This window comes from Sellimonas intestinalis (assembly GCF_001280875.1).
Lineage (GTDB): Bacteria > Bacillota > Clostridia > Lachnospirales > Lachnospiraceae > Sellimonas > Sellimonas intestinalis.
Genome location: NZ_LGAJ01000024.1, coordinates 21,723 through 40,450 on the forward strand (window position 1 = coordinate 21,723; position 18,728 = coordinate 40,450).

Below are 18,728 nucleotides of genomic sequence, written 5' to 3' on the forward strand. Positions count from 1 at the left end.
CAAAACACCAAAGATTTCCTTAAATGTTTGTGAATGAAATATTGCATCAGGTTAAGGAAAGGGAAATTTTTTAATTGATAAAGCAGAAAGGGCAACATGATTATTGCTCCTGAACGCTTCAATCATATTGCCCTTTCTTTTTCTTATCGTTTGCTTTTTATAGAGTTTATTTCCCGATATACCGTCCAATCATAAACAGATATGCAGAAGAACCCCTCTGTTCTCTTACATCATATACTCTGACAACCCCATCTCCGGCCGCAGTTGCTTCTAAGATTTTTCCATCTCCAAGGTACAATGCTGAATGATGGATTTCATTCCAGTTATCCTTTTCATCACTTACTCCTTCATACTCATAGTCTCTATAGAAAAAGATATCACCTGGTTTCGCCTCTTCAACAGAGTCTATAATCTGGAACCTTTCCTTATCATAATATGCCTGATAGGCCTGACTTCCGCATAATCTAGGAATTTCAATTCCAGCTTCGCAGTAAGCAAACTGTACAAACATTTCACAGTCAAATCCTTCTCCCTCTGTATGACTGTACGGTGTTCCCAGTTGTTTTAACCCCCACTGCAGAGCCTTTTTCATTCTGGAATCTCCCATTTCCTTTAATGAAACCACACCCTCTTCGTCAATATGATACTGTATACCTTCGATTGTAATATCTTCATTTTTTATCATTTCAAAAGTAACCGGATCAAAATAATATAATTTATCTCCAACAGAATATAATCCGCTCTTTGCCTGATAGTACCATTTATCAAAATAATACTGTTTTCCGTCGATTTCCTGCAGCCCTGTCAAAACGCCTCCATCCGGAGCAAAGTTATAATAGACTCCATCTGAAATTTCGACAAGTCCTGTCTGCATTTTACCGTCTGTCTCATCAAAGAAATATCTCTTCCCGTCTATATTCTGATAACCATACAAAAGTTTTCCATAATAGGAAGAAAAACCATATATTTCCTCTCCAATTTTTTGCACCCCTCTCACTCTTCCCTTTTCGTTCAGGTAGTAGGTGTCTGTATCAATTTTGACAAACCCAAGCTGTCTGATTCCTGTTTCCAGATCAAAGTAACATTCATTCCCTTCAATTTCGGTCCATCCTGTTACCTGTGTTCCATCATCCGGATGAAAATAATATTGATTTCCATCCTCAGTTATAAATCCTGTGCTCATCTTTCCGGTTATTTTGTCAAAGTAATACGTGTTTCCAGATACAGAAGACATTCCAAACAGTTTTTCCCCTGTTTTTTCATCAAAACCAAATATATCATCCCCTATTCTCTGAATACCTGTTTTCATTTTACCGGTTGACTCATCAAAATAATACTCTTTATTCTGGATCTTATATACTCCTGTCACCATACCATATTTTGCATCATAATAATATGTTCCATTTCCATCCTTCACAAATCCAGAAAGTTGTTCTCCGGATTCCTGGTCAAAGAAAAATGCCGCGCCTTCAATCTGTACTTTTCCGGTAATCATATAGTAAAGCGTAGGGGAAAAATAATAGTTTTTTCCATCTATCGTTTTCACTCCTCCTTCTGCTTTTCCATTTTCCCCAAAATAGTATATCTGTTGGTCAACTTCCACTTTTCCGGTCTGCATTTTCCCATTGATAGGGTTAAAATAATATAAATCATTTTCATTCCAGAATAACCCTCTTTGAATGGTTCCATCTGAGTTGAACCAGTAGGATCCATCCCCGTTTACAGCCTGCAAGCCATTTACCCTGGCCCCAGTAGTCTCATCAAAGAAATACGTTTTCTGTCCAATACTCTGTTTGCCTGTCTTCATTTCTCCGGTGATTGGATTGAAATAATAGTATTTTCCGTCCACTTCCTGTAAACCGGTCATACAGTATCCTAATTCTTCTGAATAATATTTCTTGCTATTCCCAACAGTCTGGATTCCTGTCAACATTTTACCTGTATCCTGATCGAAAAGATACTTTTTATTTTCGATAACGATTTCTCCTGTTTGCATAAGACCTTTCTCATCAAAATAGTACTTAGCGTTATCATATTCTATCATTCCGGAATAAAATCCACCATAACCGTTAAGGTAATACGTCTTCCCTCCATCTTTCACCAAACCACTCTGACTCATTCCTGTCTCTGAGTCAAAGAAATATACCCTGGATTCTATAAAAACCAGGCCGGTCTGCATTTCTCCGGTATCAGACAAATAATACCAGGCATCGTCAATCAAAGTTAATCCTGTTTGCATCGTACCGTTTGCGCTAAAATAAAATCTTTTTCCATCGATATCCTTCCAGCCAGTTTGCATAGATCCATTCTCAAAATAATATGTTTCGCCTTCAATCGATACAAATCCGTCATGGTCTTTATTAAGTTCCTCTTCGATTTCATCGACATTGGACAATCTGCGCCCATCTTCTGTATAGTAATACTTGCCTCCGTCTATTTCCTGAATTCCAGTAACGGCATAGCGGTATACCGGATCAAAATAGTAGCGCTTCCCGTCAACACTTCTGTCACCAGTCAAGGAAGCTCCATTTGTAGACGAAAAATAATATAACCTTCCGTTAATAGTCTGAAGACCCGTTTTGTAAGTTCCATCTTCCTTTAAATAATAGGAATATCCATTCTGGGCATCTACCAATCCATAAACAGCACATCCTGTTTCCGGATCAAAGAAATATCTCTTATCATCAATGATTTTCAATCCGGTACTCATAGTTCCGTTTGACGAAAAATAGTATTTATTACCTTTATACTCCTGGATACCAGTTTTAACGCTGTTTTCTCCATCAAAGTAATATGTATATTCTTCTGTATCATTGACTTTCACTTTAAAAATCCCGGTAAGAGCCTCTCCTGATACACTATCAAAATAGTATTTCTCAGTATCTGATTTTTTTACATATCCACTTCTTCGTACCCCATTTTCCATAAACGAATAGAGCTTTCCATCTATCATCTGGAAACCTGTTTTATAGTTTCCTCCCTTTTCCAGGTAGTAATAATATCCATTATTTTCTACCCAACCATACTGCGCTGTACCATCCTGAGTATCAAAATAATATAAAGTGTCATTTTCTGTATCTCTGATCAGACCTGTCTGCATCACTCCTGTACTTCCAAAATAATAGGTCTTTCCGTTATACTGCTGTAGTCCCGTCAGCGCACCGTTTTTCCCATCAAACAGATACTTTGCACCATTCGCACTTATTAATCCTGTCTCTGCCTGTCCTGTTTCCTGATGAAAGAAATACCTTGTATCTCCTATTTTCTGGAAGCCGGTCTGCATGATTCCATTTGAATTAAAGTAATACAATTCCTGGTGGATTGTCTGTAAACCTGTCTGTGCCTGTCCTGTTTCATCAAAATAATAGGTATATCCATTTACGGTTATCAAACCTTTTGCGGCACTACCATCTTCTGGTTGAAAATAGTATTTTTTCCCATCCAACTGGATAATACCTGTCTGCTGGACTCCATTTGTACCGAAATAATAAAGTTTCCCATTTACTGTGACTAAACCGGTTTGAGCTCCTTCCTCCCCTTTAAAGTAGTACACATATCCATTCCCCGGATCCAAAATTCCTGTCTGTGCACTTCCATCTTCTCCAAAATAATAGGCCTTCTCATCCAGTCGGTAAAATCCTGTCCTTCTGATACCATTATTTCCAAAATAATAAAGCTGATTACCTATTTTTTTTAAACCGGTTGCCATTCCGCTTTTCTCATCAAAGTAATAAAAGTGTCCTTCTGTTTCTACCCATCCATTTTTTTCCTGTCCAGTTGTATCAGCAAAATATCGTTTCTTGCCATCTACATCCACAATCCCGGTTTGCATTTTCCCATCTTCCTTGTCAAAAAGATAATGCTCATTTTCAATCGTCTGATAGCCCGTTAACATTATACCATTTTCATCAAAATAGTATTTACTTCCTTCAATTTCCTGGAATCCGGTCAACACTACATTTGTCTCCGGTTCTACATAGTATGTTTTTCCGTCAATCGTCTGCCATCCGATATATGGCATTCCAGATTCAGAGAACAGGTACAGCTTTCCATCTATTTTCTGAGCTCCGGTCAACACGCCTCCTTCTTTTAGAAAATACATATAGCAGTTATTACCAAGATCAATTAAGCCTGTCTGCATTTTCCCTGTCTTCAGATCAAAATAGTATCGTTTGCCATCAATCCTTGTAAGACCTGTCTGCATTTTTCCAATATCGGAAAAATAATACGTATCATTTTCGATTTTCTGAAGTCCTGTTTTTGCTCCGTTCTTTCCATCAAAATAATATACATATCCATCACTGAGTTGTTTAAAGCCTTTATATGCCTGTCCATTCTCTTCATCGAAGTAGTAATACTTATCATTTATATTCTGTAGACCTGTAAGCATTGCTCCTGCCCCAGAAAAATAATATGTTTTTCCGTCGATTGTCTGCAAACCTGTCAATGCCCCATTTTTCCCATCAAAATAATATGTATACTCTCCATCCGAAAAAGCCACCGTCTTAAATCCAGTAATCGCATACCCCGCCTTTTCATCAAAATAATACCGTTTATTATCAATATTCCGGTATCCTGTCATCATCACGCCACCTGATGAAAAATAGTAAGCACGATCTTCAATGATCTGAAAACCTGTTAAATACTTTCCTCCTTCTTGAAAATAATAGGTATATCCATTGTTCGCTTTAATGAGTCCATATTGTGCTTTTCCCGTCTCCTCATCAAAATAATATTTTCCGCCACTAATAATCTGAAATCCTGTCTTTTTTGTACCTGAGGATGACAAATAATAGGTATCATTCCCTATTTTTTGTAAACCAGTTAAAATTCCGTCCTTGCCATTAAAATAAATGGTAAAATCGCCATCTGAAAACGTAACCGTTCGGAAACCGATAACTGCTTTTCCTGTTTTCTCATCAAAATAATATTTCTTGTCCCCTATTTTTCTATATCCAGTCATCATTACGCCGCCTGATGAAAAATAGTAGGCATCATCCTCTAAAACCTGTAAGCCGGTTAAATATTTTCCATCTTCTTGGAAATAGTAAGTATATCCATTATTAGCTTTAATAAGGCCATATTGTGCTTTTCCTGTTTTCTCATCAAAATAATATTTTCCGCCATTAATAATCTGAAATCCTGTCTGTACTTCTCCCATAGACGATAGGTAGTAGGTACCTCCATCAATTTTTTGCAAGCCGGACAACGTCCCTTTTTCACCAGCAAAATAAAACAAAAAATCTCCATCAGAAAATGTGACCGTAATAAATCCTGTCATAGCTTTACCAGTTTCGGGATCAAAATAATATCGGTTATTATTCAGCTTTTGATAACCCGTTTTCATAATACCATCTGAATCGAAATAGTAAGTTTCTCCATCTATCTTTTGAAAGCCAGTTAACGCATATTTTACTTCCGGGTCAAAATAGTATTTCTTTCCATCGATTGTTCTCCATCCGGTAAGACTCCCTCCGGTCCCCGCAAAATTATACCATTTCCCGTCTATCTCCTGTAAGCCTGTCAGCCACTTCCCGCCCTCCAGGAAATAATAGGTGTATCCGTTCCCGGCATCAATCAGTCCGTACTTCGCTTCTCCCGTCTTCTTATCGAAGTAATATCTCTTCCCATCTACAATCTGAAAACCAGTCTTTTTCTTCCCGTTCTCATCATAATAATATAGTTTCCCATCTTCTTCGGTAAGTCCTGGCACAATCTCTTTTTGCAGAACTCCATCATCACTGAACTGATATATTACACCATCGATCTTCTTGATTCCCGTTACCGCATATCTTACTTCCGGGTCAAAATAGTATTTCTTTCCATCGATTGTTCTCCATCCGGTAAGACTCCCTCCGGTCCCCGCAAAATTATACCATTTCCCGTCTATCTCCTGTAAGCCCGTCAGCCACTTCCCGCCCTCCAGGAAATAATAGGTGTATCCGTTCCCGGCATCGATCAGTCCGTACTTTGCTTCTCCCGTCTTCTTATCGAAGTAATATCTCTTCCCATCTACAATCTGAAAACCAGTCTTTTTCTTCCCGTTCTCATCATAATAATATAGTTTCCCATCTTCTTCGGTAAGCCCCGGTACAATCTCCTTTTGTAGAACTCCATCATCGCTGAACTGATATATTACACCATCGATCTTCTTGATTCCCGTTACCGCATACCTTACTTCCGGGTCGAAATAGTATTTCTTTCCATCGATTGTTCTCCATCCGGTAAGACTCCCTCCGGTTCCCGCAAAATTATACCATTTCCCTTCTATCTCCTGTAAGCCCGTCAGCCACTTCCCGCCCTCCAGGAAATAATAGGTGTATCCGTTCCCGGCATCGATCAGTCCGTACTTTGCTTCTCCCGTCTTCTTATCGAAGTAATACCTTTTCCCATCTACGATCTGGAAACCGGTCTTTTTTTCCCCGTTTTGGTAATAATATAGCCTTCCATTTTCTTCAATTAACCCATTTTTTTCTTTTACTGAATTTGCAAGATCTGATTCAATCTTTTTGTTTTTCTCTGTCACGGATGTCTCTTTCTGATTTTTTACAGATCCTTCAAATTCTTTTTTTCCATTTTCCTTTTGTTTCTCTTCTTCACTGTTTATACTTTGCTGACTTTCCATATATAAATTCTCATCTGCTGCATTTGTAACAATATGAGAACCTTCTATAGAATTTACTAATGTTAATAACAATAATAATTTCGTAACTTCTTTTCTCTTCATAATTTCTCCATCCCTATTTTCTTAATATAGATAAAATAATACCCTTTTGTTTAAATATCAAAAATAAAATAACAGTTCCATAAACCAACGTAATTATATATCTCAATATCGTATAATTATATAAAATCATTATTCCAAACATTGCTAGAAACAAAATGAGCAACGTACCAAACAACAATTTTCTATCAAAGATATCTTTATATCCAAGCCTTTTAACATAATTATAATGGTAAAATAATAAACATATGTATCCAATTAATGTTACATATGCCGCCGCACGATAGCCGAACGCATGAATGAAAATCAGATTCAGTACGATGTTGATCGCTGCGGAAGAGATGGTTCCAATCGCAACTCCTATTGTTTTCTTTTCATAAAATTCCACCTGTACATACATTGTATAGACGAACTGTACAACACACCCCATAATCAATGGTGGCAAAATAAAAATTGCATCGAGGTAAGCTTTTCCCCCTAAAATCAGAATGACTTCTGGCCCTAGTAGAAAAATTCCTCCCGCGATTGATACAAATAAGAGAAAATACGGTTTTGTTACTGGTTTCACATTACTATAGTCTTTCGAATGTAACGTATCAAGAAACCATGGAGCCCATGCTTTATTCATAGAATCCAATAAAATGGATACAATATTCGCACAACTATGTGCAATACTGAACAAAGCAGCATATTCGGCTCCGGAAATTCTTCTAATTAATATTCGGTCTGATGACGATAAAATGTTCATTGACAGTAAATGTGGAACTAACGGAATACAAATTACCAGTGCATATTTCCAATATTTGATCTGAATTCGTTTTCCTTTGATAGCAAGAAAAATATATAGAATCAAGCTTAAGATCGCTGCCGGAATATACTGCCCAATAATTCTTCCCATCAATTTATCATTCATCATCACGACCAGAATAAGAGAAGTCCCAAGTGATAATGCTATAGATATTCCTGTCATAATAGAAAACACCCTATATTTATAGAATGCCCTGTGTTTTGTTACAAACATGCTATATGCAGGTGCACAGAACAAATAGAAAAACATTATGTGAATATATTTTTTGTCAATCGCTAGAATACTATTAAAAATAAAGTCGTCAAAGACTAAAAACACTACATAGAAAAACGCAGTAATCAGTGTTGTCAATCCAAGCATGGAAAAGATATAACTATCAATATCATCCTCAAATTCCAGCTTACTTCGGATAATGGAAGTTTGCAGATCGCAGGATGTGATGATAACAAGAATCGACATCCAGGACGCAAAATTACTAAAATCTCCGTATTCTCCCTTTGTCAATAATCTGGTAAATACCGGAGTAGTTATAAATGCCATCCCTCGGAAAACAAAATTGCTGACCGTATACCATATTCCTGCTTTTAAGACTACCCCTGATGACTTCTTCTTTGTACTATTGTCCATTCTTCGTTTCCCTTCATTTCCATTTGACTTTTCTTTTTTTTCACAGCCTTTTTGTAACTGATCCAGACTGCCAGTGCTCCCCAAAAAGCTTCTGAATACCAAAATGATCCTGACAAAAACAATTTAGTCACACTGACAAATAGAATCATATAGATGTCTCCCCACTCTTTCTCCTGGGCAAAAAACATGATCTTTATAGATGCATAAAACATTCTCAGGCAGAAAATTCCTCCTAACAGAATCCCAAAGTCAATCAGAATTTCCAAAATGATATTATGGCAATATCCGACAAAAGCGATATTTCCAATAACATACCGATCCCCATAAGCGCCATATCCAAATAAACCGCCATTCCGTATCATCTGAATTGCAGTCTCATAAATTCTGCTTCTGTTATTGTCATCAGCGATTTCTCCTTGCAGAAGCATATCAATCGTTCTGGAAGAAATTCCTAAACTTTTGATAATAGATGATACCCACTGTAAAATGGTTTCCAGACCTATTCCTACAAAAAGAATGAGCGCAAAGATGCTTGCCACGATTAAAAAAACTCTTAACCGCATATCCATTTCCTTGAAGAAACGTAAAATCAGGAGGATCCCAAAGATACCCACTCCCACCAGCGGCCCTCGTGATCCTCCTAAAATGATTTCTAGTACAGAAATTCCGCAAAGAATCCAGTAAAAAAGTTTTTTCTCTTTCATTGCAAAATATCCGAAAATTGCCATAACAAGTAAATGATTATAACCATAATTCAAATTATAACTCCACTTTTCCACCTCGCCTGTCGAGTTATACAGCCAATATCCTACCGATAGCGCATGTAATAGCTGATAGCTATAATAAAGCAACAGGATATAAGCCGTTATCTTTAATGTCTTTAAAATATCCTTAGGATCCTTAATGACACGAAAAAACAGGTATGCAAAGATGCATTGATCTGGTCTGAAAATCACAGTCTTGATCGGATAGGAACCTTCAAAAAACCATTCGTAGTATTCCGGATGAAAAAGATAAGTAACACAAAAAAAAGCGGCTATTAGCGCCATTAAAACATAAAAATCCTTAACATCCCTTTTATCTCCCTGAAAAAACAACATTGCAATAAGTGGAAGATACATCACAATGATTGTAAATATCCTTGCGGTTCCGCCTCCTCCAAAAGCAATGGAGAAAATCGCGTAAATCATTTCCTGCAACAGATATAACGACAATGCAATACAAGGAAGTGTTCTTTTATTTATCCTGATGATATAATGCAGTTTTAATGTCAACATAGAATCAAGCACCCTCCATTAAGCTTTTCTTAACTCATTCCAGCGTTTTTTTAAACCGCCGTATGTGTCCTGAGGTCCTCCAATTTCCCAATCATCATTTCCTTCCAGCAATACAGGGCCCTTTTCTGTAATCACTATATCCCAGCCAATAGACTGCAGGGAATAGAATTGTGCATGAGCGTTTTTAACCAAGTCCACTACTTCTTTCCAAAAAGGTATTTCATATCCTGCAAATTCCACCCCGGTAAGAGGATGCTGCTCTTCTTTTAAGCCGAACTCATCATGGACGAATCCATACTTCATTAAAACCCCTTTTGATAAATCAATTCCTACGCCCAGTCCTCCCTTAGCCCTGTTATCAACAAAAGAATCTTCCGACGCACCTAAACGTAAAAATGCCGCAAACACCTGAATCCTTCCGGATTTTCCTCGAATCGTAATAATCCGAATTGTATTAATACAATATGGATTTAACTCTGCAATTTTATGATGTTGTTTTAAAACTTCCTGTACTAAAATTTTATCTCCCGGGAACTCGCGCAAATACGTTTTCCAATCTATTGTTTTGCCTCCTTTGACAATCTTCCCCTTCTGCACAGATACCAAGGCTACACCTTCTGCACATTCGCCATCAATCAATTTAAAAACAACTGTCTTATCTTCTTTAAAAAAATCTGACGTCAAAATCCACTTTTTCATTCTTGCATCGTATACACGGCTTCCATTTATAAAAGCGATCGTCTCCGGAAGATATTCCGCTCCCAATGTAGAAGACAAATAAGCTGAAAAAATATATTTATCTCTTAAAAGTGCAATATAGTTATAGGAACCAGAAATTGTATTTTTTACTCTTTGATTTCCTATATTTCTTTCCCTACAAAACTCATGTCTCGGAATAAACTCATTTTTATTCCTAAAATTTTTTACATCCAATCCGTAACTTGTATAATAGGGATTTAATTCGTGATTTTTCAGCAGCCACAAAAAGTTTTCAATCCACATCGTATGTTTCGATTTTCTTGGCTTTTCCGGGTAATAACTTGGCTTTTCAATCACTTTTTGAATATTGGAAATTTGTTTCGGCAAACGGAATGTGGCCAGAGCAACAAATTTAATTTCTCTGAGCCTCTCTATTGTCTGATTTTTCATATTGTTCTCCCCTGAAACTCATTGATTCTTTCATCAATAATCATTCCATGATTCATAATAAGCGCCTGTGTCAAAATTGGATTTTCCTTTCTTTCACACAAATCATCCAGATACTTTCCAACTTCTTCTGAAATTCCCTGGGATGCGGTCTTATAAAATAACGAAGGAGTATGGTCTACAACATAATGCAGAATTCCCTCTACTTCATATGTAGGATGATCGATAGTTGTCGCTTCGCTTGTTTCTATTCCTCCATGAGCATCACAACTAATGTCAATAATCATCGCTCCTTTTTTCATCCTTTTGAGATCCTTTTTGTAAATAATATGGTCTTTTCGCTTTGTATCCCAAAGAATTCCATTCACAATCACATCATATTGACCAAGCTCTTTTTGAAATAAGCTTTCTGTTCTTCGGTCATAAACAGTTACATCAGCGCCAAGTAATGTCAGAATTTTTAACGCACCACGTGCTACATTGCCTTTTCCCAAAAGCGCGACTTTTGTATTATATGGCATCAGGCCGTGACAGTGAAAAGCATTCATAATTGCCGCTTCTCCAGCAATCTCATTATTTCTCCAAAAACAGTGACGTCCTTCTTCAAACATATCTTCCCATGCATAAGCGGTCAGTTTTCTATCAAGCAAAATATCGGTGATGTCCTTATTTTGAACAGCATGAATCCATCCGAAAATAGTTTTTCCTTCTTTTAACTTTTTCAGATACCCCGCATCTCCGATTTTTGCATCACAAATAATATCCTTATCTAACACTTCTTCATGTTCTGCCAGATGGCATCCACATGCCACATACTGTTCATCATCGATTCCAAGAACCTTTCCATATCCTTTTTCAATACAAATGCACTCCGGATGTCTGATTTTCATCAAATCTGTTGGCAAAATTGCTCTTCTATTTTCATTTTCTTTATCACTAATCGGAAAACCTATCGTTCTCATTTACTTTTTCCTCCTCTACTTTTTTCTACAGCTTTTAAAATCGGTACATACATTGGCCATTTTCCCTTTCCGTCCGGCATCTGCGTTACGTCCGGATCCGCCATACAGTTTCCTTCTACAATCATAACCTCTCCGTTTTCTCCGAGCGCAATATCCCATCCTACATACCGGACGGTTGGAATAATTAATGCCGCTTCACGAACCGTTTCTTTAATCTGCTTCCAGAATGGAATACAAAAACCAATAATTTGCTTCTTGCTGTCCGGATGAAGAATATATCTTCTTCTGTTTTTATCGATCCCCATCGTATAGATAATTCCTGTATCAACATCAATTAAAGAAGCAATCCCATTATGATGAAAATTATCCGCAACTTTTCCCTTTCGTCCAAGACGCAGATCCGCAGTCATAATCTTCACGTTATTGTCCGGACATAATACCGTCACAATTCTTAGTGTGTTGACCGATGTTGGATTAAATTCTGAAAGCTCGTGATGCTGAGTGATACATTCTTCTAATAGTGCCTTTTTCTCTTGGAGCTCTCTCCATACTTGATCAAGGGATGAATCATCCTCCACATTACAGATACCTGCACCGATTCCAAACCATCCTTCTGCCGGTTTTACGAAAAACTTCTTATGTTTCTCCACAAATAACCGAAAATTCTCAAAGGTGTCATTTTGAGTATCAAACCAGTCTCTTCCTAAATACTTTGTAAATACCCTATTAAACTCTGCTTTATTATTAAACAGTTCACAGTCTTTCGGGTCATTCATAATCCGATGAATGATTTCCCTACGGTTTTCATCAATAAATTCTCTTCTTAAATAATTTGGCTTTTTATAATATTCGTACTGAATATAATCACTCATTTTGGTCTTATATCGTATCTTCTCTAAAAGGAAATCCGTCAAAATTCGAATGGTCTTTCTCTTTTTAGGATAGTCGGTCACATTTTGATTGATCATATCTATAATTCTTTCATATCTTTGTTTTACAGATAATTGATTCATTTGTAATCCCCTCCCATATGTTAATCTGCACTTCCTTTCAATGTCTTTTTCACAAATACCTCTTCCAAAATCTGATCTGTCAGTTTCCCGAAAGTCGGTCCACAGGTAAGCTGATTCTGTTCAGGTGATACGTTAAATTCAATTAATACCGGTTCTCCTTCTCTATCAATCGCAAAGTCCCACCCGATAATTTTGAAATACGGAAGGTATTTATGGTTCTTTTTTATCGTTTCCAGAACACGATCATATGAAGGTATTTTTATTTCCTTAAAAAGGAAACCATTGGGATGTCTGCTGATCCAGTTTCCGTATTTATCAGATCCTTTTTCATACAGTGTTCCATCCATGTGAATCCCACACTGAATTCCTCCTGCGGAAACATTGTCCACCATAGAGCCTTTTTGCCCCATACGGAGAATAGCAGACAGAATGTGAACCTCATTTTGAAAAAAGATACTCAATACTCTCATAGAATTTAGGGAAGATTCATTCAGATTACTTAAAATTTCATGCTGTTCTACAATTTCCTGTACAATAAAATTATTCTGATAAAATGAAAAGATTTTCTCTATCTTCTCTTTTGTATCCTTTGTTTTGTCATAAAAATGAATATCTTTTCCCGCACCTCCGCCTAATGTAGGTTTTGCGATAAATTTTTCTTCCTGTATGCAAAGTATAAGCGCCTCTTTCTTTGTAATGACATTTCCTTTCCCATCATAAAAAATTCCAGCACGGTTTTTTACAACTGTTCTCGGCTGCTTAACTTCCGGAATCAAAATATCAAACATCCCTTTATCCGCGATTGCTCGTTTAAACATCAGGTTATTAAAATAAGGCGTAATTTTCTCGTACCAAATATTATCCGGAATAAAATACTTGTTGTAGTGATTTTCCCCCTGACCGAACCAGTCGAACCAATATTTTTCTGGCTTCAATCCAAACCTTCGCCAGTATTTTAAAACCACTTCCTGAAACTCTTTCTCAGGTGCTCTGCATGGATTTTTACAATGCTTTACATTCGTACGAACTTCTTTTTCTCTCAACAAAATCCGATGTTTGAATGTAAGCCAAACATAACATCGTTCTAGTACTATTCCTCTTTTTGCTCTATTTCTCATTTCTGCTCCTATTGCTGTATTTTACAGATACTTCTCTTAAATTTTCCGGAACTTAACACCGGAATTTCGTCTACATACTCAAATTGAATCTTTACGTCTCCGACAACATTTTTCACAAGCGTATATAACTTAGCTTCATCGTACCTATCCTTTTCTACATTCATCCGAATCACATATTCTGTCCTGGACTCCTGAATAATCTGATATTGTTTAATATCCGGGAACTCCCAGAATAGTACTCCCCATGTTGATGGTGATATCGGTTCTCCTTCTGCTGTATACGTGATATCTGCTTTTCTTCCTTCAATTCTCTCAAGACAGATCGTATTCCATCCGCAATCAGATGTTTGTTTTCTAACTGCTAAATCTCCCGTGTCATAGCGGATCATCGGCATAGCATAATTAAACAAATCAGTAATGACCACTCTTCCCAATTCTCCAGGTTCTGCCTTTTCATCACTGTTCAGCTTCAATAATTCCAAATAAAAAGAACTGCTATTCCAATGAAATTCTCGATGACAGGCACATTCCTGTGCTAACATCCCATTTTCCTGATTCGAATAAAGAGAGACAACTGTACATCCAAATACCTTAACTAGTTTTTCTCTTGTACTTTCCATCAATGCTTCCGCACCAGAAATTACGCACCGGATATGAAACATGTCCGGCGTATCTCCGCATTTCAACAGATACGATGCAAGATTTTCAAACGTGCTCGCATATCCGAGCAACATTCTGATCTTTTTATCCTGTTTTAGTCTTTTCCGGATCCGTTCCAAGTTACTTTCATCCAGTCGGAGCACATCCTCCATCACAAGGTTTCTTGCAAATGCTGTGAGTCTGCTTTTTTGGTTTGTCTCTGTCCAAATTCGGAAAAAAACATACTTCATACCGATTTCATATCCTGCTTTTTTCCAGAAATACATCATCTCGGCATTTACCCTATCCCGCTTATTTCGATCCTGAATAATTGCAAACGGAGTTCCTGTGGAACCACTAGTATGAAGACTGATCGTATTTCCTGTTCTACATAAATCAGACTGAAAGGCTTCATAATTTTCCTTAATGATATTTTTATTAATTACCGGAAAGTCAGACAATTTCTTATATCCCTGATACGGTTTATATGCCTCCACTTCATTGACCGCAAAATGCAAAAGTTTTCTCATATTTTTATTAACCTGCTGTTTGCAATAGGCCATATCGTTTAACTGCTTCTCTATATCCTGATAATGTCTCCTGACATTTCCTCCCTTGCAGGCATCTAATACCCAAAATGCACTTTTTCTGCTAATTTCACCTAACATCACTATCTCCTTAATTCGTGTAGATATTTTCTCTTTTCAGCACAGTAGAAACGGTCTTAAAAACGATTTTTAAGTCCAGTGCAAAGCTGATATGCTGTGCATACCACGCATCCCGCAATCTTTTTTCCCGCACACTCAAATTGTTTCTGTAATAGGCTTGAGTATAACCTGTTATACCCGGGCGAACCCACATTTTAGGCAGCTCATCTTTTTTATACGTGTCCAGCACATAGTATTCACTCGCTCTTGGCCCTATCAGACTCATATCGCCTTTTAATACATTTAAAATCTGTGGTATTTCATCAATACTCGTTTCTCTTAATAATTTTCCTATTTTTGTTATTCTTGGATCATCCTGGGCATTGTATGTGCTTCCATCCGCATTTAATTTGTTTGGGGCATGCATTTTCATCGTGCGGAACTTCAACATATCAATCTGTTTACAATCTTTTCCTATCCGTTTTGCATGATAAAAGATACTTCCTCTGTCTTCCAGCCAAATCAATGGTGCTACTACAAGGAACAATAAAATAAAAAAAGGCAGCACACAAAGTGCTACAGCCAGATCCAGAATTCTTTTTATTTTGTTCTGATACATCATTTATCTCCTCAAAATACTGTCATCAATTTCCCTCAGAGCATTCTCTGCTTTTTTTTCTGCATATTCCAGTACCTCATCTGTCGCCAGAATGTATCCTCCGCCGTCCAGATTCGTATGATACTTATGGATTGTATCTCCTACTTTAAGATGGTGAAAAATCTCTACCCCATATTTTGCTTCAATATGTGAAAAATCAGGAAGTTTTTCAATCACCCCCGGCGTCAGTGCCAGCAATCTGGTCGCTACCGCCATATTTTTATGGAAAGGTTGATGATTCGTGCTTTCTCCAACAGCCTGCATAATCATCTCTTTTGCATAGTCTCTTCCGGTAGCTTCGGGAATAATATGAGAATATATGATATTTCCTCCCATTCTTGCGCCAAGATCCACGATAAATATTTCCTCCCCGTTCACAAGATAATCCATATTCACTGCTCCATGCGTAATTCCAAGATTTTTCACTGCCTGTCTCAGCTTTTCTTTGATTTCTTTTTCATTCTTCAATCCACTTGGATAGTAATGTCCCAATTCCGCATAGTCTGGTTCTGGAGTAATGTGCTTTCCAAGAAGTGCCATGACTTCAACCATCCCATCGTGTACGAAGATGTCTGCTCCATACTCTTTCCCAACAAAAAAATCCTCAACCAGAACTTTTTTTGATTTTGAAAAGCGATATGCTTCCTGAAACGCCTCCAGCAGCCCTTCCCTGTTTTCCACTTTTTCTACACCTTTACTTCCAGACCCATCACACGGTTTCACAATCACAGGATAGCGAATTTGCTCTCTTAGTTGAAGTGCTTTTTCTTCCGTATCCAATTCAAAAAATTGGAGTTCCTTGTTTTGACTGATTTTTTTTCTGATCAGATATTTATTTTTTACTGTTTTGGCAATTTCATAAGAAATTCCTGGAAGATTCATCGTCTCTGCGATTCTTGCTACTGTCAAAATACCATAATCCGTTGCCGCAGTAATGACGCCGTTAATTTCTTTTTCTTTTGCATACTCCAGACATTGCGTTTCATCTGTAATATCAATACATTCCCACTCATCTGCATAAAAAAATCCTGGTGCGTTTTGATCCCCATCAACGGCAATCGTATATAATCCACATTCTTTTGCCTTTTTTATCAAAGGCACCTGTAAAAATCCTGCCCCAACAATTAAAATTTTTTTCATTCTCTCCCCATCCCCCATTCGTTCAATACATGACCGATATATTTCATTTCCTCTTTACCATATCTCTGGTCACATGGGATCGACAAAATCTGATTTGAAAGATTTTTTATTTCCGGACTAACACTTTTTTGTTCCTCTGAGAGTCTCCAGTGAACATTGCAATAAATTTTATTCCGAATCAAATACCGTAGCAGATCATCCCGATTTTGTGTACAAACCGGCATACAAAATGGTACTTCCCCTTCCTCTAGTTCTGATACAATTTCAAACTTCCCATTTTTATGAATCAGATTGTGAAGGATCTCATAATTCTCTCTTCTCTTCTGACTGGCTTCATTCCAGTCTATAATTGCAAGCAAATGTCTCGAAACCTGATCCATTTCTCTAATAGAATAATCTTCAAATAATTTTGTGACTCCCTCGTTCATCCATTCCAAATACTTTTTCTTATCCAACATATTGTTTTTTAAATATTCTGTCTTCATAATCTGAGAAAGAAAATAGTAAAATGTGTATTCACTGATTCCGCAAGTCATTGGAACTGATGGAAGACTATGATTAGACCAAACACAGCCTCCTGAAGGAATCGGGAACCATTTTCTAAGGCTGGCAAGCATATAATCTGCAATACTTTCTTCTGTACGTTTTGTCATTATACTTTGAGTACAATCTTCTATTAAAACAAGCTCTGAATATGATTCTTTAAGTCTTTTCAAAAATTTCTGAGATTGATTCTTACCAAAATAGTCAATGAAAAATAAAACCGGATATTCCTGAATTTTTTCTTCGATCTCCTCTTCTACAATTTCCAAATCTTTACTAACAGTATAATACTGAAACTTCCAGCCGGCTCTTAATATTGCATCACTGATACTGGAACACAAAAATTCTGGCAGTAAGACAACCTTCTTATCTGAAGAGATACAAAACCGAAAGATATACTCCACTGCATTCCTTCCAGATTCAAAATATCGCACATTCTTCTTCGCAAATTGTTTTTCCAAATTCGGATATACAGGGGTATCATACAATGAAATTTGAAACAAATCCTGAATATCGATCTGTAAAGCGCTTCCAACTTCTTGAAACATTTTTCTATCTCCATTTTTCTATAAATTCTTCAAAAAGAATACTATAGTAGCATCTTGAAACATAATGATTCTGATAAAACAATTCGTCTCTTAGAATACCTTCTAAAACAAATCCTACTTTTTCATATAACCCTCTGGCGGCCTTATTTTCTACATCAGTATAAAGATATATTTTATGAAGTTTGAATTTTTCAAACATATCTTTTAAAAATAAAACCGTTGCTTTTTTTGCAATTCCTTTTCCTTGATACTGTTTTTCTCCCACCGTGATATAAAACCCTGCTTTTTGATTCGCTCTATCAATCTCAAACAGTCCGATAATTCCTACCGGAATTTCCATATGCCCATCAATAAGCCAGATGACATATTCCTTTCTTGTATCACTTTTTTTGATCCTTTGTAACCAGTTCAGACTGTCATTTTTATTAAATGAATCTGTATAATGCAGATACTTTCTGATTTCTGGATCATTATACCAGAGAACCTTTTTCTCAATCTCCTGTTCTGTTAATGGAAGAATCTTTACATCATACTGCCGCATCTTTCTCACTCCTGGTTTTATAAATATTGTTTCACACATTCCACATATTTTGCCGTCACATACTCCACATCTTCATCAGTCAGCAACGTATGTAATGGCAAAGTGATTTCATTTTCAAACTGTCTGTATGCATTTGGATAATCTTCGATTCGAAATCCAAGATTTTTATAAGCAGTTAAAAGCGGCAACGGTTTATAATGCACATTTGTCGCAATTCCTTCTTCTGCCATCTTCTCTATGATATGGTTTGCTTCTTCTCTTCCAATCCCCGGAATCCTGGTCAAATAGAGATGCCCGGTCGATACATGTTCTTTCCCATAATGATTCAGCGTTTGAA

Annotated in this window: 13 protein-coding genes; all 13 read right to left on the reverse strand. The window is 37.0% G+C overall.

What is annotated here, in order from left to right; genetic code table 11:
• Positions 1 to 166 precede the first annotated feature (166 nt).
• The gene (locus AOA56_RS15145; RefSeq protein WP_053770023.1) at positions 167 to 6,727 is read right to left on the reverse strand and encodes an NlpC/P60 family protein; all 6,561 of its coding nucleotides are present in this window, start codon (positions 6,725 to 6,727) and stop codon (positions 167 to 169) included.
• Between the two features lie 13 nt (positions 6,728 to 6,740).
• Positions 6,741 to 8,159, reverse strand: a complete 1,419-nt coding sequence (locus AOA56_RS15150; RefSeq protein ID WP_024732315.1) for a lipopolysaccharide biosynthesis protein — start codon at positions 8,157 to 8,159, stop codon at positions 6,741 to 6,743.
• Positions 8,123 to 9,436, reverse strand: coding sequence for an O-antigen ligase family protein (locus AOA56_RS15155; RefSeq protein ID WP_024732314.1), 1,314 nt, complete (start codon positions 9,434 to 9,436; stop codon positions 8,123 to 8,125). Before AOA56_RS15155 ends, AOA56_RS15150 begins: the two co-directional genes overlap by 37 nt.
• An 18-nt stretch (positions 9,437 to 9,454) precedes the next feature.
• Entirely contained in the window at positions 9,455 to 10,585 is a 1,131-nt protein-coding gene (locus AOA56_RS15160; RefSeq protein WP_053770024.1) for a sugar-transfer associated ATP-grasp domain-containing protein, read from the reverse strand.
• Entirely contained in the window at positions 10,582 to 11,544 is a 963-nt protein-coding gene (locus AOA56_RS15165) for a N(5)-(carboxyethyl)ornithine synthase (protein WP_053770025.1), read from the reverse strand. The genes AOA56_RS15160 and AOA56_RS15165 overlap by 4 nt, the downstream gene beginning before the upstream one ends.
• Positions 11,541 to 12,557 (reverse strand): sugar-transfer associated ATP-grasp domain-containing protein, encoded by a 1,017-nt coding sequence (locus AOA56_RS15170; RefSeq protein WP_053770026.1) that lies wholly within the window; start codon positions 12,555 to 12,557, stop codon positions 11,541 to 11,543. The genes AOA56_RS15165 and AOA56_RS15170 overlap by 4 nt, the downstream gene beginning before the upstream one ends.
• Before the next feature lie 20 nt (positions 12,558 to 12,577).
• Positions 12,578 to 13,492, reverse strand: a complete 915-nt coding sequence (locus AOA56_RS15175) for a sugar-transfer associated ATP-grasp domain-containing protein (protein ID WP_162224712.1) — start codon at positions 13,490 to 13,492, stop codon at positions 12,578 to 12,580.
• Positions 13,493 to 13,683: 191 nt separating this feature from the next.
• Positions 13,684 to 14,982 carry a phenylacetate--CoA ligase family protein gene (locus AOA56_RS15680; RefSeq protein WP_024732309.1) on the reverse strand — a complete coding sequence of 433 codons (1,299 nt, stop codon included), beginning with the start codon at positions 14,980 to 14,982 and terminating at the stop codon, positions 13,684 to 13,686.
• Between the two features lie 10 nt (positions 14,983 to 14,992).
• Positions 14,993 to 15,583, reverse strand: coding sequence for a sugar transferase (locus tag AOA56_RS15970; protein ID WP_242843476.1), 591 nt, complete (start codon positions 15,581 to 15,583; stop codon positions 14,993 to 14,995).
• On the reverse strand, positions 15,584 to 16,759 hold the full coding sequence (locus AOA56_RS15185; RefSeq protein WP_082350062.1) for an ATP-grasp domain-containing protein: 1,176 nt from the start codon (positions 16,757 to 16,759) through the stop codon (positions 15,584 to 15,586).
• Positions 16,756 to 17,850: a PLP-dependent aminotransferase family protein gene (locus tag AOA56_RS16060; protein WP_048621603.1), complete on the reverse strand. Its 1,095-nt coding sequence runs from the start codon at positions 17,848 to 17,850 to the stop codon at positions 16,756 to 16,758. Before AOA56_RS16060 ends, AOA56_RS15185 begins: the two co-directional genes overlap by 4 nt.
• A 4-nt stretch (positions 17,851 to 17,854) precedes the next feature.
• The gene (locus AOA56_RS15195; RefSeq protein ID WP_053770028.1) at positions 17,855 to 18,391 is read right to left on the reverse strand and encodes a GNAT family N-acetyltransferase; all 537 of its coding nucleotides are present in this window, start codon (positions 18,389 to 18,391) and stop codon (positions 17,855 to 17,857) included.
• 17 nt (positions 18,392 to 18,408) lie between these two features.
• A partial coding sequence (locus AOA56_RS15200) for a DegT/DnrJ/EryC1/StrS family aminotransferase (RefSeq protein WP_205694937.1) occupies positions 18,409 to 18,728 on the reverse strand: 320 nt, incomplete at its 5' end.